Genomic DNA, 19,137 nt, shown 5'->3' on the forward strand with positions numbered 1-19,137 from the left:
CTCCTGCGGTTTCAGTTGCTGACAAACAGGTAATTCTCGGTCTGCGTCCCGGCATTGCGCACCGTCACATCGACAAAGCCGCTGTCCGGCAGCACCACCTCGCACAGCGGCAACCCGGCGCTTTGGCACAGCACCGCCTCGCCCGCCCGCGCCACCAGCGCAAGCCCGCCCGGCCCGGCCCCGATCACCCCCAAATCCAGCCGCGCCCCGCCATCGGCGGCAAGGCGGAAGGTCTGGCTTTGCCCGGCGGCCAGTTGCGCGGCGGTGGCCTTCACCGTGGCCTTGGGCAGCACCGCCGTCGTGGTCTCCGATACCGTCAGCAGATAGGCCAGCGTCTCGTCCGCCTGCACGGCGGCAGCGGCCTCGGTCATCATCTGCGTGCCATCCAGCGGCGCCCGCGCGGCGGCAGCCTCCTTGCTGGCTTTCCCCTCGATCTTGCTGTCGCGCTCGACGATCTGCACCACCACCCCCGCAACGATCCGCGCCCCGGCGATCTGCGCCAGCCCGTCGCGCGTGGCCTGCCCCTGATGAAACAGCGCATGGCCCAGCACCAGCGCCCGCACGGGGCTGGCTGCATCAGGCACAACAGGTTCGGCAGCAGCGGGCAGGGCGGCAAGGCAAAGAACGGCAGGCAAAAGGCGCATCGGAACCCCGGTTCGAGTGTCGCGCCATGCTGGCCGAACCCCACGGCAAAGGAAAGCCCGAAGCGCCGCTTTGGCGGAACGCCCTTCCGTTCGCGGAGGAGTGCGCTATGCCTTGGCAAAGGCGGCACGGAGCAGAGGGCAGGATGCGCGGGATTTTTGAAACACTCATGGCCTTCGATACGGTCAGCGCCAAACCCAACATGGCGCTGATGGCATATGTCCGCGATCTGCTGGCCGATGCGGGCATCACCGCGCACCTGATCCCCGATGCCACAGGGCAGAAGGCCAATCTCTTTGCCACCACCGGCCCGCAGGGGGTGGGCGGTGTGATGCTGTCCGGCCATACCGATGTCGTGCCGGTCGAAGGGCAGGCCTGGACCAAACCCCCCTTCGCGCTGACCGAGGCGGACGGGCGCTTTTACGGGCGCGGTGCCGCCGACATGAAGGGTTTCTGCGCGCTGGCCATCGACGCGATGCTGAAGGCATCGACGCGCGATCTGAAAGTGCCGCTGCATCTGGCGCTGTCCTATGACGAGGAAATCGGCTGCATGGGCGTGCGCTCGCTGGTCGATCTGCTGGCGCTGGCCCCGGTGAAGCCGCGCTTCTGCATCGTGGGCGAGCCGACGGGGATGCAGGTCGCCACCGGCCACAAGGGCAAGGTCGCCCTGCGCGCCACCTGCACCGGGCGCGAGGGCCATTCGGCGCTGGCCCCGCTTGCGCTGAACGCGCTGCATCTGGCGGCGGATTTCCTGAACGCGGTCAGGGCCTTGCAGGCAAGGGTGGCGGAAAGCGGCCACCGCGATGGCGATTATGACGTGCCCTATAGCACGATCCATGTCGGCAAGATGGCGGGCGGCGTGCAGGTGAACATCGTGCCCAACACCGCCACGCTGGATTTCGAAATCCGGTCGCTGGCCGAAGATGACCCCGAAACCCTGATCGCCGATCTGCGCGCCGCGGCCGAAACCATCGTGGCCCCGCTGCGCGCCACCTTCCCCGAGGCGGAAATCCGGGTGGAGCGGCTGTGGGATTACCCCGGCCTCGGCACGCCATCGGATGCCGCCGTGGTGAATTTCGTCAAGGGCCTGACCGGGGCGAATGGCACGATCAAGGTGGCTTTCGGCACCGAAGGCGGGCTGTTCGCGCAACACCTTGGCATCCCCACGGTGATCTGCGGCCCCGGCAGCATGGCGCAGGGCCACAAGCCGGACGAATTCGTGACGGTGGAACAGATGGCCCGCGGCGCCGCGATGCTGGATGCGCTGCTGGCGCGCTGCGAAGCGGGGTTCTGAGGCGGAGACCGCGAGGGGGGCGCTGCCCCCCGCCTGCGACGGTCCGGCCTGATCCTTGCGGATCACGCGTTCGGGCCTGACGTGCTTCCACCGGAAGCCCGTCCGGGCGGCCCTCACCCCCCGGAGTATTTTTGCCAGGATGAAAAGGGTTTCGGGTCGGCGCGCGACTGGGTAGAACGGCACATGGCCATCACACTCACCTCCCTCACCCAGATCTTCGACCTCGGCTTCGATACGATCATCGACGTGCGATCCCCCGACGAATGGGCCGAAGATCGCATCCCCGGCGCCATCAACCTGCCGGTGCTGGACAATGCCGAACGCGCGATTGTCGGCACGATCTACAAGCAGGACAGCCCGTTCAAAGCGCGCAAGGTCGGCGGGGCGCTGGTGGCCAAGAACGCCGCCGCCCATCTGCAAGGCCCACTGGCCGACAAGGACGGCGGCTGGAAGCCCTTGGTCTATTGCTGGCGCGGCGGCCAACGCTCGGGGTCGTTCACCACGATCCTGCAAAGCGTCGGCTGGCGGGCCGATGTGGTGGCGGGCGGCTACAAGGCGTGGCGCAAGCTGGTGGTGGATCAGGTCTATGACCGGCCGGTCGCCAGCCCGGTCGTGGTGCTGGATGGCAATACCGGATCGGCCAAGACCGAACTTCTGGCGCTGCTGGCGGCGCAGGGCGTGCAGGTGATCGATCTGGAAGGGCTGGCCCGGCATCGCGGATCGCTGTTCGGCGCCATGCCGGGTGGGCAGCCGTCGCAAAAGGCGTTCGAGGGCGCGCTGGCCCTGGCGCTGGCGCAGCTTGATCCGGCGCGGCCCGTGGTGGTAGAGGCCGAAAGCTCCAAGGTCGGCAATTGTCGCCTGCCCGCGCCGCTGTGGAAGGCGATGGTCGCCGCCTCACGGATCGAGGTGGTGGCGCCGCTGGCCGAACGCGCCCGCTATCTGACCCGCGCCTATGCCGATCTGGTGGCCGATCCGGCGCGGCTGATGCAGGTGGTGGGCCTGCTGCGCCCCGCCCATCCGGCCGAGCTGATCGCCGACTGGCTGGCCATGGCCGAGACCGGGCAGTTTGAAGCGCTGGCCGAAGGGTTGATGGCCCAGCATTACGACCCGCGCTATGCCAAGCACCGCGCCCGCATGGCGGCGCCGGTGGTCTCGCTGTCGGTGGACAGCCTCGCGCCCGAGGCGCTGCCGGGCATCGCCGCCGCACTGGCCAAGCGCCTGCCGGGCTGAGCGGGTGCCGGGCTGAACGGGCGGACGCCTCCGGCGGGAGTATTTTTGCCAGGATGAAATCAGCGCGCGGTGATGCGGGGCGGCCCCTCTGTCACCGTGCCGATGCGCGCAGCCGGGATACCGGCGTGGAGCAGCGCAGCCATGGTGCTGTCGGCGCGGGCGGCGGGCAGTGCGGCAAGAAAGCCGCCCGCTGTTTGCGGATCGAACAGCAGCGCGGCTTCGGGCGTGGTGGGGGCGGCGATCCGCCCGATCAGCGCCGCACGGTTCGCCGGGGCGAGGGTGGAGGCCACGCCAAGCGCCGCCAGCGCCGCAGCGCCCGGCAGCAGCGGGATTTCGGCAAGGCTGAGGGTGGCCGCCGTGCCTGACGCTTCGCAGATCTCCATCAGATGGCCCGCAAGGCCAAAGCCGGTGACATCGGTCAGCGCCGTGGCCCCTTCGCGCAGGATCGCGGCGGCCAAGGCAGGTGAACTGGTCATCGACGCGAAAGCGCCGGCCACCGCCTCGCCCAGCAACCCGCCGGGCAGGGCGGTGCCCGCCATTTCCGCCGCAAGAAGGGTGCCGGTGCCCAGCGGTTTGGTCAGCACCAGCACATCACCCACCCGCGCGCCGCCCTTGGCGATCACCCGCTCGGCCCAGCCGGTGACGGTGAAGCCGATGGTCAGTTCGGCCCCGATGCTGGTATGGCCGCCGACGATATCCGCCCCCGCCTCGCGGAAGGTGGTGGCGGCCACCGCCATGATCTCGCGCAGGGTTTCGGCCTGCAGCCGTTCGCTCATCCGCGGCAGGGTGATCTGCGCCAGCGCCGCCACAGGGGCGGCCCCCATCGCCCAGATATCGCCCATTGCGTGCAGCGCGGTGATGCGCGCCATCAGGCCGTGATCGGCGGTGAAGGCGCGCAGGTGATCGGTGGTCAGCACCTCATACCCCGTGCCCTGCGCGATCACCGCCGCATCATCGCCCGGCCCGGTCAGCACGGCGGGGTTGCGCGGCGCGGGCAGGCTGGCCAGCGCGCGGGCCAGATCGGCGGCGCCGACCTTGGCGCCGCAGCCACCGCACAGCGGCTTTGGTCCCAGCGCCTCGGCCAGCCCGGCAGCGGCGGGCGAGGGCAGGGCGGGCTGTGCCATCTGCGGATAGGCCGCGAACATCGCCATGAAGCGCCGGTCGATCCGGTCCTTCCAGCGCCAGAGCCACGGATGCGACAGGCGCAGGCCGAACTTGTCGGCCACCGCATTGCGCCGCCCGGTGGACACCAGCTTCAGATAATCGCGCTGCGGCTGGTAGTTGCGCATCCGCCCCTGCTCGCTCAGCGCCACGCGCAGGTTATGGCTGAGGATCGGCGCCTCGCGCACCGCGAACACCCCGGCCTTGGGGCGCGGCGCATGGGTCAGATGCGCGCAATCCCCCGCCGCGAAAATCGCGGGGTCCGAGCTTTGCAGCGTCGGCCCCACAGCCACGAACCCCTCATGCAGCGCCAGCCCGGTTTCCGCCAGCCAGCCCTGTGGCCGCGACCCGGCCACCGACAGGGTGAAATCCGACGGCAGGCTTTGCCCCCCGTCCAGCTCCACCGCCCCCGCCGCGATCCGCACCGCCCGCGCGCCGGTCATCAGCCGCACCCCCTCGCGTGCCAGTTCCGCCAGCAGCGCCCGCCGCGCACCCGCGCCGATATGTGGCAGGGCGGTCGCCTCGCGCTCCAGCAGCGTCACCTCGGGCCGCGCGCCCGCTGCGCGCAACCGATGCGCCGAGGCCAGCGCCAGCTCCACCCCGCCGATCCCCGCGCCGAGGATCACCACCCGGGGCACCGCCAGCCCGCGCGCCACGAACGCCTCCCATGCGGCGGCATAACCGCCCAGCGGCTTGGCCGAGACGCCATGCGCGGCATAGCCCGCAATCTCCGGCAATTCCGACGAAATCCCGATGTCGATGCTGGCCAAGTCATAGGCCACCGGCCCGCGCCCGGCCAGATGCACCCGGCCCGCCGCCCGGTCGATCCCCTCCACCCGGTCCAGGATCACCCGCGCCCCGGCGAATCGTGCCAGCGCCACAAGGTCGATCATCATCTCGTCGCGCCGGTAATGCCCGGCGATATGCCCCGGCAGCATCCCGGTATAGGGCGCCACCGGCCCCGGATTGACCACCGTCACCCGCACCCCCGGCAGCGGGTCCATCCCCCACATCCGCAGCAGCAGCGCATGGGCATGGCCGCCGCCCATCAGCACCAGATCGCGTGTCAGCGGATAGGTCTGCATCATCACCCTGGCCCAAATACTCATCTTCCCCGCCACCCTATCCCCAAGCCCCGGCAAGGGCGAGAGGCGCCGCCGCGACAGATCGCGTCGCCCGGGGGCGTGACCGCGCCACCGCTTCGGCCTATCTGGAGGGGGCAGGAACAGGGACGGCACAGCATGGCATATCTTCTCGGCGTCGATACCGGCGGCACCTATACCGATGCGGTTCTCATGGACGAGGCCGCGACCCGGGTGATCGGCAAGGCCAAGGCGCTGACCACACGGCGCGATCTGGCGCAGGGCATCGGGGCGGCGGTGGATGCCGCGCTGGCCAGCGCCGGGGTGGCGGCGGATCAGGTGGCGATGGTCTCGCTCTCCACCACACTCGCCACCAATGCGCTGGTCGAAGGGCAGGGCGGGCGCGTGGCCCTGATCTTCATCGGCTTCGATGACGGCGATCTGGATCGCGGCGGTCTGGCCGAGGCGCTGGCGGGCGATCCGGTGCTGCGGCTGGCCGGCGGGCATGATCATGCCGGGATCGAATCCGCCGCGCTCGATCTGGCCGCGTTGGAGGCCGAGGCCGCGCGCCTTGGCCCCGATGTGATGGGCTTTGCCGTGGCCGCCCGCTTTGCCACCCGCAACCCTGCCCATGAACGCGCCGCCCGCGATCTGCTGCGCCGCGTCACCGGGCGGCCCGTCACCTGCTCGCACGAGCTTTCGGCCAATCTCAACGGCCCCAAACGCGCGCTGACCGCCGTGCTGAACGCCCGGCTGATCGGCATGATCGACCGGCTGGTCGCCGCCTGTGAACGGCATCTGGCGCAGATCGGCATCACGGCGCCGCTGATGGTGGTGCGCGGCGACGGCGCGCTGATTTCCGCCGCCATGGTCCGCGAACGCCCGATCGAGACCATCCTCTCCGGCCCCGCCGCCTCGATCGTCGGCGCGCGCTGGCTGACCGGCGAGTCCGATGCGCTGGTCTCCGACATCGGTGGCACCACCACCGACGTGGCCCTGCTGAAAGACGGCTTGCCCGAGATCGACCCCGAAGGCGCCCGCGTCGGCGGCTGGCGCACCATGGTCGAGGCGGTGGCGATGCGCACCACAGGCTTGGGCGGCGACAGCGAGGTGCATCTGCTGACGACCGGGCTGGACGGCGGGCTGCGCCTCGGCCCGCGCCGCCTGATCCCGGTGTCGCTGCTGGCGGTGGATCATGGCGCCATGGTCCATGCCGCGCTGGACCGCGCGCTGGCGACCGAGGTCGCGGGCGAGTTCGACGGGCGCTTCGTGGTGCCGATGGGCGGGCAGACCGGCGGCTTGTCCGCGCGCGAAGCCGCGCTGCTGGCACGCATCACCGACCCCATGCCGCTGGCCCGCCCGATCACCTCGCGGCTGGAGGTGGCGGCGATGGATCGGCTGGTGGCGCGCGGGCTGGTGATGATCGCGGGCGTCACGCCCTCGGATGCCAGCCATGTGCTGGGGCGGCTGGCCGATTGGGATGGCGCGGCGGCAGAAAAGGCGCTGCGCCTGCTGGGCCGCCGCCGCACCGGGCGGGGCGAACGCTTTGCCGCGGACCCTGCGCTGCTGGCGCAGGGGATCGTCGATCAGCTCACCGCGCAGACGGTGGATTGCCTGCTGGAAGCCGCCTTCGCCGAAGATCCGGCCTTTGCCGGTGAACCCCCCGAGGCGCTGGCCCGCCACCTGCTGACCCGCCGCGCGTTAGGCCCGCATCGCGGGGTGATTCAGGCAACGCTCTGCCTTGGTGTGCCGGTGATCGGCCTGGGTGCCTCCGCCCCCGCCTATTACGGCGCGGTGGGGGATCGGCTCGGCACCCGGATGATCCTGCCCGAACATGCCGGGGTGGCCAATGCCATCGGCGCCGTGGTGGGGCAAGTCAGCCAGCGCGCCACCGGCCTCGTCACCAGCCCCGCCGAGGGCCGCTTCATCGCGCATCTGCCCGAGGGCAACCAGCTTTTCCCCAGCCGCGACGCGGCACTGGACGCGCTGGAAGCCGCGCTGGCCCATGACGCCACCACCCGCGCGCATCAGGCCGGGGCACTGGACCCGCATCTGACCACGCAGCGCGAGGTGCGCGAGGCCGAGATCGAGGGCCGGGTGATGTTCATCGAGGCGCGGCTCACCGTCACCGCCACGGGCCGCCCCCGCGTCGCACATGGCTAAGACGGAAAATCGCATTTCCCGCTTGACGCCCCCCGCGCGCATCAATAGTTAGCGCGCCAGTGGCTAGGTAGCTCAGTTGGTTAGAGCATGCGACTCATAATCGCAGGGTCGGGGGTTCGAGTCCCCCCCTCGCCACCAAAAATTCCCCATATAAATCAAGCGACTGATGTTGCACCCCGTATCGCTGATTCGGGGCCGTTTACAGGGCCGTTTACATCACCTGTTCGCGTTCCGGTCTTGTTCCAGCTTGGCAATGGCCGATTCGGACACCCGCTGATCGGCGCTGAGGTAGTGCCGTTCGAGGATCGCTGCGGCGCCTCGGGCGCTGTGGCCGGTGATGGCGACAATCTCCGGCAGGGTGCAGCCAGCGCGGGCCAGACGCATGACTGCCGTGCCGCGCAGGTCGTGGAATGTGACCCCCTCAACCTCTGCCGCCAACTTGGCCTTTCCGAACGAGGTGCGAAACCCGTCTGGCGTCCAGCTCGTGCCGCGCGCTGTGGTGCAGATCGTCACTGCCCGGCGTGGGGCGGCGTCCAGCATCGCTTTCAGGGTTGCGGTCACTGGCACAATCACGCTGCGCCCGCTTTTGGATTGGCGCAGGCGCAGAGCCTGGCCGTCATAGGCCGTCCATGTCATGCGGATCACGTCGCGCTGCCGCTGGCCTGTCTCAACTGCCAGCATCGTGGCCAGTGCCACCTGCGGCGAGGCTGCGGCCAGCAGCGCGGCCACCTGATCCTCAGTCCAGATGATTTCGGCGCGCGAGCCCGATGACAGGCGACCGGGCCGCTCGCAGGGGTTGGCCGGGATGATGCGCCGGTCATAGGCCCATGACAGGATGCGCGCCAGCACGGCAAATCGGTAATCGGCCTGCCGGGGCTCGGTGGCGCCCATGCGGTCGCGCCAGTCAAGGAACACGCCGCGCACCTTCGGCGCCGACAGCGCCTTGATGGGCAGTGTGCCGAAATCCGTCTCGATCCGCCGGATGCAGCGGATATAGCCCGACCGGGTGTCGGGCTTGAGCCGGGTAAAAGCGGGGTTGCGCTGATACTCGTTAATCAGGTGCTGCAGCGTGTCCTGCCGGATCGGGGCTGCATCGCGGCTGGCGGTCAGCCGCTCGAATTCCGCGGCAAATTCGGTGGTGCCGGGTGCGGCGGTGATCGTCGGCCCCCCGCGCCATGCGTAGTAATGGGTGCGCGTTGACCCATCCGCCAGACGGCGGTTGACCTTATGCAGGCCCCTCATTGCGACCTCCAATCCATGCCTCCAGTGCCGATTCTGCGCCTGCCTGATCTGGCCCTGACGCTACAGTGGTGGGGGCAGGATCGACAACGGCGATGATATCGCCGCGCCGCAGGGTGATGCGTGCGCCCTCGATGCGGGCGACGGCGGCTGCATCGGCCAGCTCGGCCCGCGTGAATGCCTGCCTGCGCCCCATCACTCCCCCTCACAGCGCGCATAGGCGCCCTTGCTGTAGCGCGGCCAGTCGTGGGCCATCCCGGCCCTGACCATTTCGCAGGCCAGATCGCGTCCGTCTGGCAGGTGGCAGGTGGCCACGGTGCGGCCATACCGATCGGCATTGCGCGGGTCGCAGGCCACGGGCTGGCCGTCGATCAGCGCGCGCAGGTAGGCGCGTGAGGCCGGGCCGCGCGGGTCTTGCAGCTCAGGCGCGTCGATGCCCCAGAGGCGGATGCGCAGGGCGCCGTCGCGGATGGTATCGCCGTCTGTGACGGTGAGCGCGGCGGTCAGGCAGAGGGCGAGGGTGCAGGTCATTTGCCACCGAACAGCGCGCGCTGCGCCGCCTCACGCTGCCACGCCTCCGCGTTTTCATGCTGGCGTCGGGCCTCAGCATGGCGCCGAGCCATGTCAGCCTGGCGGCCTTCTTCCTTGCCTTTCAGGACCGCATCTATCAGAGCGATGGCCTCCGGCGTGTTGAGAACATACTTCCGAACGATCAGCCGAAAGTCATCAGCACCCCCTTTTGCCACCGTGACGTTGTGTTTTTGCAGAAGGAAAATTCGCCTAGCAAAGCGGTCGCGCATGTAGATGATCCGCCATCCGGCAGGCAGGTGTTCCCTACAAGCGACCGGCTCGCTGTGACCTTCAAGCCTGAACAGGCTCAAGTCTTCGCCGGGCGGCGTGGCGGTCCTTGCGGCCTGCTCGGCTGGCATTCCCCAGCGCCACCACTGGTATCGTTTATAGGCCCAGCCATTCGTGAAAGTAATGATGGCGGCGGCAATAAGGCACAGAATTGCCAGCCTGATATTCCCGCCCATCCAGTCAAAATTAATTCCGAGAATGAAGCTCGGGGGAAAATTCCATAGCAAATAGATCATGCCGTTTACTGCAAGCATGCCCATAACGGTGAGATATGACCCCATAACCCCATCAACAGGGTCATCAACGTTCAGGAAGATCACGATAATAATCACAAGAAATATGACAAGCGATCCGCACAACCACAAAATCATCCCTCACCCCCTGCGATGGCGCGGAGGGCTCGGCGCAGCCGGTCCATACAGCCGCTAGCCTTAGCTGGCAGATCTGCGCCGACCTGTTCAGAGCGGCGGTCACAGTCGCTGAAATTCTCAGCCGCAGCGACCTCTGGCACCCCCGCCGCGTCCTGCACGGTCGGGGCGGTTGGCTTGGTGCGGCAGTGTTCCGGGACGGTAGACTCATCGACCCAGTCGATTTCCCAGTCCTGCAATGATTCCTCAGCGCAATCCTCCGGCGACCGTCCATCGCGCCCGCCATTGTCATTCCACGCCCATTCGGCATTGCTTTTGATAGATTCTATAGCGGTGAGGTAGTCGCAGCCCATATTTTTGTAATTCGTCCCCCGCATATATCGCTGTGTTCTCTGATCAAAATATTTGCAATACCGCTCGATAAATTCACCGCGCATGATTTTTGATGATGTATTCGGAGCTGGTGCTGCGTCCTGCATGATTTCCTCAGACACTGAGTCCAGTGAGGAAATGATGCGGATCTGGTGGTGATGCCATGCGGCAGCCTGAGCCTCGGCGAGAGTGAGGTGCGATGGTGCCAGAATCACACCCCAGAAATAGAGCCAATATTTATGGTCCCTGTAGTATATATTGTAGTCACCCGCGGTAATATGGTCGGTGGCCTCTCCGTCAACCCAAACCAGCGGCTTGACCTTCACCGCCACCGGCTCCATCTCTGCCGGGGCTTCGGGCAATGGCCCAATGTCAGGCTTTGTTGCCCGCTTGGCCCGCGTCTTTTCGATGTTCGCCCAGCACCGATCTAGCCCAGCGTGGCCCGCATCCTCCATGTTGATCCTGTGGGCCGTACAGAGCATGGCAATGGTGTTGAGCACGTCACCGACCTCGGTGATGACCACGCCTTGATCGCGGGCAAAGACGTAATCGACAAGCTGCGATACCTCGCCCTTGCTGCATCCGCAGGCCTGCGCGAGTTCAAGGGCCTCCTCGACAAAGCGATGCGTCCTTTCGGTTTTATCTGCCGCGATGTCCGCGCCAAAGCAGGCGATTGCCCATTCATGCGCCCGCTGTTGCAGGCTTTTGGTGTTCTCCGCCTCTGCCGGGGCCTGCACGGCGGCGAGGGCGGCATCGACAGTCCGCTCGATCTTGCCAAGCAGACTGGTCCTTCCAGTCATCATCAGGTGCGCATCATCGCGGATGCTTTTCAGAGCCTCGGTTAGCGCGTCGATCTGTTGGGTGGTGGTCATTGCTCTCTCCAAACTGAGGCTTGGGATGCCGCCCGGCCTGCGGGCGGACACCGAAACGTCAGGCGGCGCGGGCGCCGGGGATGTGGGCGCCTGCGGATTCGGCGCTGCGGTGCAGCTGCTGCACGGCGTCTGGGGTGAGGCCGTGCAGGCTGGCGGTGCGGCGGTAGAGGCCGGTGAGGTCATCCGCGAACAGCACGCCGCCGGGTGTGTGGACGCGGGCGGTGCGGATCAGGCGGGAGAGGGTGATGATCGGGTGGGATTGGGTCATTGCTGCCTCTGAAAAAGGCCCCCGGCGCGGGGCCGGGGGAGGTCAACAGGGAGGTACGCGGGGAAGCGCCGCCCCGCCCGGCATGGGGCGGGGGTCAGGCCTTGCGGCCCATGATCCACGGCAGGCCGGTGTCCTCTGCCGCGCTGGCGGCGATCTGGGCGAAATGGGCGCGGCGCTGGTATTCGACGCGGTGCCACTGGAACCCCAGCGCAATGACGCCGCCACCCATGGCGCGCCAGCGGAACAGGGCCACCAGCGTGTCGGGCTGTTCGCCGTTATAGATCGGGATCGACAGGGTGAATTTCTGCGGGATCGTGACGCCGTTCTGCACCTTGGTGTCGGTCTCGAACACCAGTTTGCGGTCGCCGTTGTCGAGCCGGACCGAGGATTTGTAGGACTGGCCCACGGTCGCCTCGAAATCGCGGCTGATCTCGATCATCGTCGCTGCCTCGGGGAAACCCACGTCGCTGGAGTTCTCTTCCAGAAAGCGCGCGAATTCCGCCTGCGGCACAAACTTGCCCTCCATGTCGTCCCAGCGGGCGAATTCCTCGGAGGGGCGCAGTTTCAGGGTGACGCTGTGTTTCTGCGCGCCAGAGGTCAGGAAATCCTCATGCGTGTTGTGCGGGTGCCAATCCAGATGGGCGGCAATTTCCAGCGCGTCGAAATCCGCGACGATGAGCGAGCGGTCATCGCGGAAGCGGTTGGCATAGGTGACCAGCGAGGCACGGTCATCGACGGTGACGCGCTGTGCCGGAATGGCCGGCAGGCGCGCCTCGTCAGGGATCGGCTGCAGCGAGAATTCGCGAGGCAGCACGATGCTCTGGCGGCCATCGGCCCCGGTGATCACCGGATTGGCGAGATAGGCGGCGCGGATCGCGGTATCCAGCGCCTCGCGCGGGGAATGTGCTGCCGGGGTGGCGGGCGGCGTCGCCTCGGGGGGGACGGGTTTTGACATGCTGTGTCCTTTTCAGCTTCGGGTTGTCAGTTATCGAGGCCGCGGCGGCGCTCGATTTCGTCCTCGATGTCCATCTGGTTCGGGTCGCGCCGGGTCAGGCGGCCATCGTCGGTGGCGAAATAGATGCCGGTGCCAAGGGCACGGGCGGGTTTCTTGACGGTCAGATCCGGCGTCGCCTCAAGCTGGCCCGCCTTGTTGACCTTGAAGTTGATCTTCAGGGTCAGGCTGCCGTTGCCGCCGGTGTCGCGGATCGCCTCCATCAGCTCGGTCAGCTTCTGGTCGCCCTCGTTCAGCAGTTCGCCGCGCCGGAAGGTCTGCAGGAATTCAAGGAAATTCAGTTCGTGTTTTGCCATGCGCGGCGCTCCGACAGCGGGGTGGGGTTTGAGGATCGCGGTCATCACATCCCCCGGGCGGCGCTGGCCTGGGCCAGCGTTTCGGGGAGGGTGAGGGCGGCGGCGAGGACGGTGCCCGCACCGATCAGCACGGCCAGCACGATCAGCGTGGCGAGGGCTGCGGCGCCGCCGAGGCGCAGGGCGCGGGCGGTGCGTTCGGCGCGCATCGTGGCGCGGTTGAGGTGGGTCTGCGGGGTGATCATGCGTGCGGCCTCGGCAGGGTTGCGTGGAGGTGGGTGGGCAGGGGGAGGGTGATCCGTTCCGGCGCGTCGGCGACGTGGAGGATCACCAGTTCGGTGTCGCGGATCATCACGGCCACGCCGTCGCCCGTGGTGGTGGTGGCGGTCAGGGTGTGGATGCCGGGTTGCAACTGCCGCTCGATCATCACGGGGCAGCGGGCGCCGATGCGGTCGGCGGCGGGGCTGGTGCGGCGCGCCCAAGCCCGTGCGTCGCGCAGGCGGCGCAGTTCGGGCGGGACGGTGCAGGGGGTGCGCATCATGGTGCGGCCTCCAGCAAGCCATTGATGGCGAGAAACAGCGTCCGCTTGTGGTGCAGCCTCGTGTGTCCGCAGTGGCGGCAGATCATGGCGAAAAACGCGTGCCCGCCGATGGTCAGTTCCGTTGCCCTGCCGACCTCGGATTCCGAGAGCAGCGTCCAGCCGCGATCCTGCTGAGTGCAGGCCTCACAGGGGCTGAAGACATGGCGGTCTTCCAGTATGCGCTTGAGCTGGGAAAAGGTGGCGGCCTCGGGCAGCCAGTGGTCAGGCGGGGTGATAGCGGCAATCATGCTGCGCCTGCCGATTTCAGCACGGCTTGGGCGATGGTCAGGATATGCGGGCGGCCTGCGCGCTCTGCTGGATCAGTGACGATGCGGCGGGCGTGGGCGATCTGCCGGGCGAAGCCGCTGCGCGGATCGGCAGGGCGGATCGGGGCGGGCATCGGCAGGGTGGTGCCGGGGATGGCGACCGGCGGCAGTTGGCCGGGCGGGAGGGCGAAGGCTTGCAGGGGGTGCAGGTGAGCGGACAAGGGTGCCTCCATCGGGTTGCGATGGGGCGAGTGTTGCACGCTATGGCGTTCGTTGCAACTGTGGAACTAACGCAATAGCGTGCATGCGTCGATGGCGCCGATTCGCCTACGGTGCGCCTGCGCAGTCAACAAGGGCGGTGGTGCCGTAGTCGCCAAGAACAACTGTGCCCTCAACAATTGCGCAGCCAGTCACGCGCTCAATGGCTGCGCGCTCCCGGGGGAACCTGCTGTTGTCGTTTGGCTTGATTCCGCGAAACAGTTTCTCGTGAACTGCGGCGTAAGAGTTTGAATTTGATAGTGATTGCTGAACCTTGATCGAATGTCCGTCGATCATAACGGCTGGACCCGGCGCATACTGGGCGCAGGCAGAGAGTAGGATAATCGGTAGGGTCGGCAGTGCGTGGCGGATCACTATAGCGTCTCGGATGAGTTGCGATTGACCGAATCGACCTTAAGGCAGATTAGAACAAATATGGAACATTGGTGGCGGGATGGAAGATATAGTTAAGATGGTTTTGATTTGGAGGCGACTTGATCAGAATCAGCGGAAAACTGCATTGAGCCACTTCCGCTCGCTGCAAGCTCCGTCAGAAAGCGAAGCGCGCTTGCCCGAAGCTCCGGTGAAAGAGGCGTGATCGCCTTTAAGAGTTCGCGATCATCGTCGCTCATTCTGATGCCTGCCAATACATACATCGCGCCGGACGTGCCTAGCACATCCAGCAGCCTGGCTAGGCGGTCAGAGCCCGGCTCTTTGCCTTCTTTCAGCATCTGCTGGACGTAGTTAGGCCCGCACCTTGCGGCTAAGCTGATCGCTCGCGGGCTGCGAGGATCGCTCTCAATCGCTTCTTTCAGTCGGTCAAACCATCCATTTTCCATGGACTTGGCGTAGCACGCTTGGGCGGGTGAATCGTGGACGTTATCGCGTGTATTGAACTGCACGCTATAGCGTGCGATTGCTTTGACATGCAGAGCCATAGCCTCCTCAAAGTCGTTGAAAATTTCCAGTCTGAGACTGGTCTTTCCGCACATCGCGTGGGGATTCTGCTGGCTCGTAACGGTAAGCTGCTTGATCGCCTCCGTGAGGGGCGAAGGATTTGGCCAGAGACCGAGGCTGCGATCCGTGATGCGTTGCGCCGAGAGCGTGAGCGGCGAGGCATAATTGGCCGGGGTGATTCATGATGATGTCTCCTCCCTGCGTTTTCTGTGCCTTTCCTGTGCATCCAGCAATCAGCGCCCGTTGCACAGGAAATCACGTTTCCTGCTCAGTCTTGGGCAGCGGCAAGCACCTCTTCGGTGGCCCCGGCAAGGTCGTAGCGAGAGCGCAGGGCAAGATCGTCAAAGTCACGCAGGAACTGCGCTTCGCCCTCATGCAGATCGCCGTCAGCCATGATGACGCCATCAAGCGCGCGCTTGAATCTGGCGCGGGCAGCGTCAGGCAAAGCGAGGACGGCGAGTATGTTCCGTTCGAGGGTGCGTGCCTGCGGGCGCATGGTCGCAAGGGCTTTTGCCAGATTGTCGGCCATCTCGATGGTCAGTTCGCAGTCCAGCGCGCCGCTGCGCTGCAGATGGATCGCCTCGGACTCTGCGTAAGACATGATCCTGTCAATCTCGGCTGCGTGGAACTGGCCATCGCTCTTGGCACAGGTCACCAGAACGGCAAGCTGCGGCATGATCGCATCGCGGATATTGCGGGCGGGACCGGGCTTCCTGCCGGGCTTGCCGCGCGGCGTGGGTGGTTCATCCTGGGCGGCTTTAGCCGTGATCACCATGGGCGCGGTTTTCTTCGGCTTCGGGTCCGGCTGGATGAAGTCGATGCAGAGGATGTCGCGCAGGAAGGTTGCGCCATCCATCACTTCGCCATCGGCTGTGATGACATTGACGATCCGGTCACAACGGAAACAGCGCTGCGCCTTGCGCATGTGGCAAAGGGCGTAAATCTGCGTGGCATCACCTTCCTGTTTCAGGCTGAGCATGGTGATCGCACGTCGGGTCAGTTTCCCAGTGGCATCGCTGTATTCGATTTCGCAGTAGAGGTTTTCGAGCGGTTCTCCCTTGTCGCGCTTGGACTTTGGTTTCGGCGGCGCAACCTCGGTTTGGGCGGGGGTTATGATTTCCGCCAGAATGTCGGGAAGCGCGGCGTCATCATCCGCGTCATCATCCGGCAGCAGGTCAGGGTCGTCCTCCTTGTCCAGATCGACGAGGGGCGGCAGTTCATGGCTGTCACCCCGCAGGATGATGGGCGGCGGTGCCTCGGTGGCTTTGCCTGCGCGCCCGAAAAGCCATTTCAGAAAACTCATCTCACGACACTCCTAACGACAGTGACCAATGCTCTGCATGGTTACGCGCAGGTGCATGTTTCGCAACTCCTGCTTGTGGCCGCAGCTCAGCTTTTCCCGCGTTGCGCCGCTGCGCGCTTTACCCATGGTGACCTGCATGTCTGACCCGCGCCCGATCATCCATGCCCATGTCTGCGCGCTGATCGACCGGCTGGGCGGCGTCACTGCTGCCAATGCCGTGTTGGAGGCGCGGTGGGGTGGCGGGCATTCGGCGGGCACGCTGAGCAAGAAGCGGGCGCGGCAGCTGGACTGGACGCTGCCGGATATTCTGGCGCTGCAAGAGGCGGCGGGGGACTGGTCTTTGTTCGACTGGCTGATGGGTCAGGTGCCTGCGGAGGCGCGGTCTGTCTGTCTGGTGCAGGGGGTGGCCGATCTGTCGCGCGAGGTGGGTGAGGCGCAGCACGCCTCGCTTTCCGCCGTGGCCGATCCGGCGATGCGCCCGCAGGCGGCGAAAGAGCTGCAAGACGTTATCGAGAAAGCACAGCGCCTGCAGGCGGCGCTGTCGCGTGGGGCGGAGGGTCGGGGATGACCTGCCGTGTCACATCGCAGCGCCGGGCGAAACCGGCGCGCAAAGGCGGGGCTGCGGACAGGCGGCAGCCCCGCCAGCCTGCAGTTCCGGGGGTGGCGTGATGGCCAGTCAGGCGCAGCGCGCGGTGGTCAGCGCGGCACGGGATTTCCCGGTCAGTGATCTGGTGATCACGGTCGGGCAGGTGGAAGGCACGGTGCAGTTGATCGTCACGCGCGATGGCTGGATGCCGGGGCAGGCCGCCCGGTCGGTACTGTGCAATGAGTTCGCCGATGCGGGCGTGGCGGCGCAGTTGCGCGCGCTGGCGCTGCATCTGGACGGGATTTTCGGGGGTGCGGTGTGATGACGGAGGGTGTGGCATGAGCGCGGCGGGGATGCGGTTTGACGCCTGGGATCAGGATGCGCTGTGCGCAGCGATGCTGGCGGCGATGGGTGCAAGTGGCGGGCGGATGCCGCCGGGCGCGGCTGGGCAGATGAATTTGCAGCCGCGCGCGGGGATCAGCAATTCGCAGCGGGTGATCAACACGCGGCGTCGCGTGGTCGCGGCGATTCTGGCTGGCTGTCATTTGCGGCGCGAGATTGCGGCGCAGTCGGGGCTGGGGATTGCGACGGTCACGCAGTCGGTGCAGCGGATGGAAATGGATGGGCTGCTGCGGCGCGAGCCGGGCGGCGCGGGGATGTGCGGTGCGTCGCGGCTGGTGCTGACGCAAGAGGGTCTGGATTGGGTGGCCGAGAATTCAGGCGATCCGGTGGGGGGAGGGGCATGAGCCAGATGGAATTTCGGGGCGATCTGTCGGCGTGGCATGTGATGCTGGATGAAATCTCGCGTCTGGCGGCGCAATTGCCGGACGGGCAACGCCGGGTGGCGCAGTTCCGGGCGCGGATGGATTGGGCGGCGCGGTCGGATGACTATCTGACGCTGGAGCCGGTGGCCGTGGATGGCGTGCCCGTCATGTGCGGAGTGCCGGGGCCTCTGGCGCTGGCTTTCGTGGGCGAGCTGCGCGATGCCGTGGCCGAAGCCAAGCGGGGTGTGCTGTGATGGCGCGCGCGCAGGGCGCAGTGGCGCAGGATGGTGGCGCGGATATGGACGCACCTGCCCACGCAAATGGACTGGCAGCGCATTTTGAGCCGGAGGGGTGGGCGGTCTATGCGGCGCGCGAGATTGCGGCGGCACCCTATCACCAGCCGGGGCGTTGTTTTTACCCGGATTGCTCCAAGCCTTTCCGGGTGGCGCGGGAGTGGCAGATTTACTGCTGTGCCGCCTGCCGGGATGCGGATCTGCGCGAGGCGCGGCGTTGGGGGCATCGGGCGGCGCAGCCGCTGCTGGTGTGGCGCATGTACAAGTATTCGACCGATCCGGCGCAGGCCGCGCTGGCCCGCGCCGCGCGGCGCTATGTGACGCTGCTGCAATCGGCCTGGTGCGGGCAGCGCCATGCGCGGATGGCGCGGGCCATGGGGGAGGATGCGTGATGGCGGTGTCATCTGCATCCACACGGCTGGTCGCGGTTGATGACGCCAGTCTGCCGCTTTACCCGATTTCGACTGGGCAGCGGCTGGAAACCCATTACTTCACGGTCTGGCATCACCGGCGCTGGCTGCGGTCGGAGTTTCGCGGGCTGGCGGATCGCGAGGTTCGCGCTGTCGGGCTGGATCTGTTTTTCAGCGCGCAGGATGAAGACCCGGTGGGCACGCTGCCGGTGGATGAGCGGATGCTGGCCAAGCTGGTGGCAGAGCCGCTGGACGTGTGGCGGGCGCTGGTGGAGCGGCAGGTTTCGCCGCTTTACGGGTGGCGGCGGTGCCGCACGGATCGCGGCGCGCTGCGCTGGTATCACCCGGTTGTGCTGGAGGTGGTTCAGGCTGCGCTTGGATCGCGCGAGGATCATCTGGCGCGGCGGGCTTCCGAGCGCGAGCGCAAGCGGCTGGAGGCGTTGCCGGGTCAGATTGTCAGGGCCGGGGGCGGAAAGCGGCTGGCAGAGGATCAGATGTATCTGATCCGTCTGGACCAGTTCTGTTGATTTCCACCCAGAAGTGACCCGGGTAGCGGCGTAATTTTCATTGAGAACTGACCCATGTGACACCTTCCCCTTGGCTGCTGGCAGCAGGGGACATTGGAGTGATCGGCATGGCCTTTTTGAGTATTATTCGGCGTTGGGCATTGCGGGAGCATCTGTCCATTCGGGAGATCGCGCGGCGGACGAAGTTGTCGCGCAACACCATCAGGAAGTATTTGCGGTCTGGGGCGGTTGAGCTTGAGTTCAAGGTTGCCGAGCGACCGAGCAAACTTGACCCCTTTGCGGCCAAACTGTCGGGCTGGCTGAAGACCGAGGCCGGGAAGTCGCGCAAGCAGCGGCGGA

At 66.7% G+C, this 19,137-nt stretch carries 24 protein-coding genes, 1 tRNA gene and 1 pseudogene; 11 read left to right on the plus strand and 15 right to left on the minus strand.

The window, feature by feature from the left end; translation table 11 throughout:
- Positions 1–11: 11 nt before the first annotated feature.
- The gene (locus BMX43_RS15035; RefSeq protein ID WP_091302807.1) at positions 12–644 is read right to left on the minus strand and encodes a hypothetical protein; all 633 of its coding nucleotides are present in this window, start codon (positions 642–644) and stop codon (positions 12–14) included.
- Positions 645–787: 143 nt separating this feature from the next.
- Between BMX43_RS15035 and argE the strand changes: the two genes are divergently transcribed.
- Both argE and mnmH read left to right on the plus strand, forming a co-directional pair.
- On the plus strand, positions 788–1,936 hold the full coding sequence (gene argE / locus BMX43_RS15040; protein WP_091302809.1) for an acetylornithine deacetylase: 1,149 nt from the start codon (positions 788–790) through the stop codon (positions 1,934–1,936).
- A 183-nt stretch (positions 1,937–2,119) separates the two neighbouring features.
- Positions 2,120–3,166 (plus strand): tRNA 2-selenouridine(34) synthase MnmH, encoded by a 1,047-nt coding sequence (gene mnmH / locus BMX43_RS15045; RefSeq protein WP_091302810.1) that lies wholly within the window; start codon positions 2,120–2,122, stop codon positions 3,164–3,166.
- A 59-nt stretch (positions 3,167–3,225) separates the two neighbouring features.
- On the opposite strand, the gene selD is transcribed toward mnmH, so the two are convergent.
- Positions 3,226–5,436 (minus strand): selenide, water dikinase SelD, encoded by a 2,211-nt coding sequence (gene selD, locus BMX43_RS15050; protein WP_245749492.1) that lies wholly within the window; start codon positions 5,434–5,436, stop codon positions 3,226–3,228.
- A 132-nt stretch (positions 5,437–5,568) separates the two neighbouring features.
- On the opposite strand from selD, the gene BMX43_RS15055 reads away from it, so the two are divergent.
- Together BMX43_RS15055 and BMX43_RS15060 are read left to right on the plus strand one after the other, a co-directional pair.
- Positions 5,569–7,572, plus strand: a complete 2,004-nt coding sequence (locus BMX43_RS15055; protein ID WP_091302812.1) for a hydantoinase/oxoprolinase N-terminal domain-containing protein — start codon at positions 5,569–5,571, stop codon at positions 7,570–7,572.
- A 61-nt stretch (positions 7,573–7,633) separates the two neighbouring features.
- Positions 7,634–7,710, plus strand: a tRNA-Met gene (locus BMX43_RS15060).
- A gap of 78 nt (positions 7,711–7,788) precedes the next feature.
- Here the strand turns inward: BMX43_RS15060 and BMX43_RS15065 are convergent.
- The 13 genes from BMX43_RS15065 to BMX43_RS15130 all read right to left on the minus strand — a co-directional run bounded on the left by BMX43_RS15065 (position 7,789) and on the right by BMX43_RS15130 (position 16,218).
- Positions 7,789–8,814: a tyrosine-type recombinase/integrase gene (locus BMX43_RS15065; protein ID WP_091302814.1), complete on the minus strand. Its 1,026-nt coding sequence runs from the start codon at positions 8,812–8,814 to the stop codon at positions 7,789–7,791.
- Between the two features lie 192 nt (positions 8,815–9,006).
- A complete protein-coding gene (locus tag BMX43_RS15075; RefSeq protein ID WP_091302818.1) occupies positions 9,007–9,342 on the minus strand; it encodes a thermonuclease family protein in 336 nt (111 codons plus the stop codon).
- Positions 9,339–10,040 carry a hypothetical protein gene (locus BMX43_RS15080; protein WP_091302820.1) on the minus strand — a complete coding sequence of 234 codons (702 nt, stop codon included), beginning with the start codon at positions 10,038–10,040 and terminating at the stop codon, positions 9,339–9,341. Before BMX43_RS15080 ends, BMX43_RS15075 begins: the two co-directional genes overlap by 4 nt.
- The gene (locus tag BMX43_RS19850; RefSeq protein WP_175482128.1) at positions 10,037–11,281 is read right to left on the minus strand and encodes a nucleoside triphosphate pyrophosphohydrolase family protein; all 1,245 of its coding nucleotides are present in this window, start codon (positions 11,279–11,281) and stop codon (positions 10,037–10,039) included. The genes BMX43_RS15080 and BMX43_RS19850 overlap by 4 nt, the downstream gene beginning before the upstream one ends.
- Positions 11,282–11,339: 58 nt before the next feature.
- Entirely contained in the window at positions 11,340–11,549 is a 210-nt protein-coding gene (locus tag BMX43_RS15090; RefSeq protein WP_091302822.1) for a hypothetical protein, read from the minus strand.
- 94 nt (positions 11,550–11,643) lie between these two features.
- Positions 11,644–12,504 (minus strand): DUF2303 family protein, encoded by an 861-nt coding sequence (locus tag BMX43_RS15095; protein ID WP_091302824.1) that lies wholly within the window; start codon positions 12,502–12,504, stop codon positions 11,644–11,646.
- A 26-nt stretch (positions 12,505–12,530) separates the two neighbouring features.
- Positions 12,531–12,857: a hypothetical protein gene (locus BMX43_RS15100; RefSeq protein ID WP_091302896.1), complete on the minus strand. Its 327-nt coding sequence runs from the start codon at positions 12,855–12,857 to the stop codon at positions 12,531–12,533.
- A gap of 44 nt (positions 12,858–12,901) precedes the next feature.
- Positions 12,902–13,099 (minus strand): hypothetical protein, encoded by a 198-nt coding sequence (locus BMX43_RS15105; RefSeq protein WP_091302826.1) that lies wholly within the window; start codon positions 13,097–13,099, stop codon positions 12,902–12,904.
- A complete protein-coding gene (locus BMX43_RS15110) occupies positions 13,096–13,395 on the minus strand; it encodes a hypothetical protein (RefSeq protein WP_091302828.1) in 300 nt (99 codons plus the stop codon). Before BMX43_RS15110 ends, BMX43_RS15105 begins: the two co-directional genes overlap by 4 nt.
- Positions 13,392–13,682: a hypothetical protein gene (locus BMX43_RS15115; RefSeq protein WP_091302830.1), complete on the minus strand. Its 291-nt coding sequence runs from the start codon at positions 13,680–13,682 to the stop codon at positions 13,392–13,394. Before BMX43_RS15115 ends, BMX43_RS15110 begins: the two co-directional genes overlap by 4 nt.
- A complete protein-coding gene (locus BMX43_RS15120) occupies positions 13,679–13,921 on the minus strand; it encodes a hypothetical protein (protein ID WP_139201594.1) in 243 nt (80 codons plus the stop codon). Before BMX43_RS15120 ends, BMX43_RS15115 begins: the two co-directional genes overlap by 4 nt.
- A 504-nt stretch (positions 13,922–14,425) precedes the next feature.
- A complete protein-coding gene (locus tag BMX43_RS19855) occupies positions 14,426–14,896 on the minus strand; it encodes a hypothetical protein (protein WP_175482129.1) in 471 nt (156 codons plus the stop codon).
- Positions 14,897–15,183: 287 nt separating this feature from the next.
- A complete protein-coding gene (locus BMX43_RS15130; RefSeq protein ID WP_091302834.1) occupies positions 15,184–16,218 on the minus strand; it encodes a tellurite resistance TerB family protein in 1,035 nt (344 codons plus the stop codon).
- Positions 16,219–16,354: 136 nt separating this feature from the next.
- Here BMX43_RS15130 and BMX43_RS15135 point away from each other — a divergent pair, with 136 nt between their 5' ends.
- From BMX43_RS15135 to BMX43_RS15165, 7 genes and pseudogenes are all read left to right on the plus strand, one after another.
- Positions 16,355–16,786, plus strand: a complete 432-nt coding sequence (locus tag BMX43_RS15135) for a hypothetical protein (RefSeq protein WP_139201595.1) — start codon at positions 16,355–16,357, stop codon at positions 16,784–16,786.
- A 100-nt stretch (positions 16,787–16,886) separates the two neighbouring features.
- Positions 16,887–17,126: a hypothetical protein gene (locus BMX43_RS15140; RefSeq protein ID WP_091302838.1), complete on the plus strand. Its 240-nt coding sequence runs from the start codon at positions 16,887–16,889 to the stop codon at positions 17,124–17,126.
- 16 nt (positions 17,127–17,142) lie between these two features.
- Positions 17,143–17,550, plus strand: coding sequence for a hypothetical protein (locus BMX43_RS15145; protein ID WP_091302841.1), 408 nt, complete (start codon positions 17,143–17,145; stop codon positions 17,548–17,550).
- Positions 17,547–17,822: a hypothetical protein gene (locus tag BMX43_RS15150; protein WP_091302843.1), complete on the plus strand. Its 276-nt coding sequence runs from the start codon at positions 17,547–17,549 to the stop codon at positions 17,820–17,822. Before BMX43_RS15145 ends, BMX43_RS15150 begins: the two co-directional genes overlap by 4 nt.
- Complete coding sequence (locus BMX43_RS15155; RefSeq protein ID WP_091302845.1) at positions 17,822–18,253, plus strand: hypothetical protein; 432 nt, start codon at positions 17,822–17,824, stop codon at positions 18,251–18,253. The genes BMX43_RS15150 and BMX43_RS15155 overlap by 1 nt, the downstream gene beginning before the upstream one ends.
- Positions 18,253–18,798, plus strand: coding sequence for a hypothetical protein (locus BMX43_RS15160; RefSeq protein ID WP_091302847.1), 546 nt, complete (start codon positions 18,253–18,255; stop codon positions 18,796–18,798). Before BMX43_RS15155 ends, BMX43_RS15160 begins: the two co-directional genes overlap by 1 nt.
- A gap of 107 nt (positions 18,799–18,905) precedes the next feature.
- A pseudogene (locus tag BMX43_RS15165) lies at positions 18,906–19,137 on the plus strand (HTH domain-containing protein); the annotation flags it as partial.

This window comes from Gemmobacter aquatilis (genome assembly GCF_900110025.1).
Classification (GTDB): Bacteria; Pseudomonadota; Alphaproteobacteria; order Rhodobacterales; family Rhodobacteraceae; genus Gemmobacter; species Gemmobacter aquatilis.

Coding starts and splice junctions, on each gene's coding strand:
- selD (WP_245749492.1), bottom strand. CDS start 5,436: ATGAGTATTTGGGCCAGGGTGATGATGCAGACCTATCCGCTGACACGC.
- BMX43_RS19850 (WP_175482128.1), bottom strand. CDS start 11,281: ATGACCACCACCCAACAGATCGACGCGCTAACCGAGGCTCTGAAAAGC.
- BMX43_RS15115 (WP_091302830.1), bottom strand. CDS start 13,682: ATGATTGCCGCTATCACCCCGCCTGACCACTGGCTGCCCGAGGCCGCC.
- BMX43_RS15065 (WP_091302814.1), bottom strand. CDS start 8,814: ATGAGGGGCCTGCATAAGGTCAACCGCCGTCTGGCGGATGGGTCAACG.
- argE (WP_091302809.1), top strand. CDS start 788: ATGCGCGGGATTTTTGAAACACTCATGGCCTTCGATACGGTCAGCGCC.
- BMX43_RS15105 (WP_091302826.1), bottom strand. CDS start 13,099: ATGATCACCCCGCAGACCCACCTCAACCGCGCCACGATGCGCGCCGAA.
- BMX43_RS19855 (WP_175482129.1), bottom strand. CDS start 14,896: ATGGCTCTGCATGTCAAAGCAATCGCACGCTATAGCGTGCAGTTCAAT.
- BMX43_RS15140 (WP_091302838.1), top strand. CDS start 16,887: ATGGCCAGTCAGGCGCAGCGCGCGGTGGTCAGCGCGGCACGGGATTTC.
- BMX43_RS15080 (WP_091302820.1), bottom strand. CDS start 10,040: ATGATTTTGTGGTTGTGCGGATCGCTTGTCATATTTCTTGTGATTATT.
- BMX43_RS15055 (WP_091302812.1), top strand. CDS start 5,569: ATGGCATATCTTCTCGGCGTCGATACCGGCGGCACCTATACCGATGCG.
- BMX43_RS15095 (WP_091302824.1), bottom strand. CDS start 12,504: ATGTCAAAACCCGTCCCCCCCGAGGCGACGCCGCCCGCCACCCCGGCA.
- BMX43_RS15110 (WP_091302828.1), bottom strand. CDS start 13,395: ATGATGCGCACCCCCTGCACCGTCCCGCCCGAACTGCGCCGCCTGCGC.
- BMX43_RS15135 (WP_139201595.1), top strand. CDS start 16,355: ATGTCTGACCCGCGCCCGATCATCCATGCCCATGTCTGCGCGCTGATC.
- BMX43_RS15130 (WP_091302834.1), bottom strand. CDS start 16,218: ATGAGTTTTCTGAAATGGCTTTTCGGGCGCGCAGGCAAAGCCACCGAG.
- BMX43_RS15100 (WP_091302896.1), bottom strand. CDS start 12,857: ATGGCAAAACACGAACTGAATTTCCTTGAATTCCTGCAGACCTTCCGG.
- BMX43_RS15075 (WP_091302818.1), bottom strand. CDS start 9,342: ATGACCTGCACCCTCGCCCTCTGCCTGACCGCCGCGCTCACCGTCACA.
- BMX43_RS15145 (WP_091302841.1), top strand. CDS start 17,143: ATGAGCGCGGCGGGGATGCGGTTTGACGCCTGGGATCAGGATGCGCTG.
- BMX43_RS15090 (WP_091302822.1), bottom strand. CDS start 11,549: ATGACCCAATCCCACCCGATCATCACCCTCTCCCGCCTGATCCGCACC.
- BMX43_RS15155 (WP_091302845.1), top strand. CDS start 17,822: ATGGCGCGCGCGCAGGGCGCAGTGGCGCAGGATGGTGGCGCGGATATG.
- BMX43_RS15160 (WP_091302847.1), top strand. CDS start 18,253: ATGGCGGTGTCATCTGCATCCACACGGCTGGTCGCGGTTGATGACGCC.
- BMX43_RS15035 (WP_091302807.1), bottom strand. CDS start 644: ATGCGCCTTTTGCCTGCCGTTCTTTGCCTTGCCGCCCTGCCCGCTGCT.
- BMX43_RS15150 (WP_091302843.1), top strand. CDS start 17,547: ATGAGCCAGATGGAATTTCGGGGCGATCTGTCGGCGTGGCATGTGATG.
- mnmH (WP_091302810.1), top strand. CDS start 2,120: ATGGCCATCACACTCACCTCCCTCACCCAGATCTTCGACCTCGGCTTC.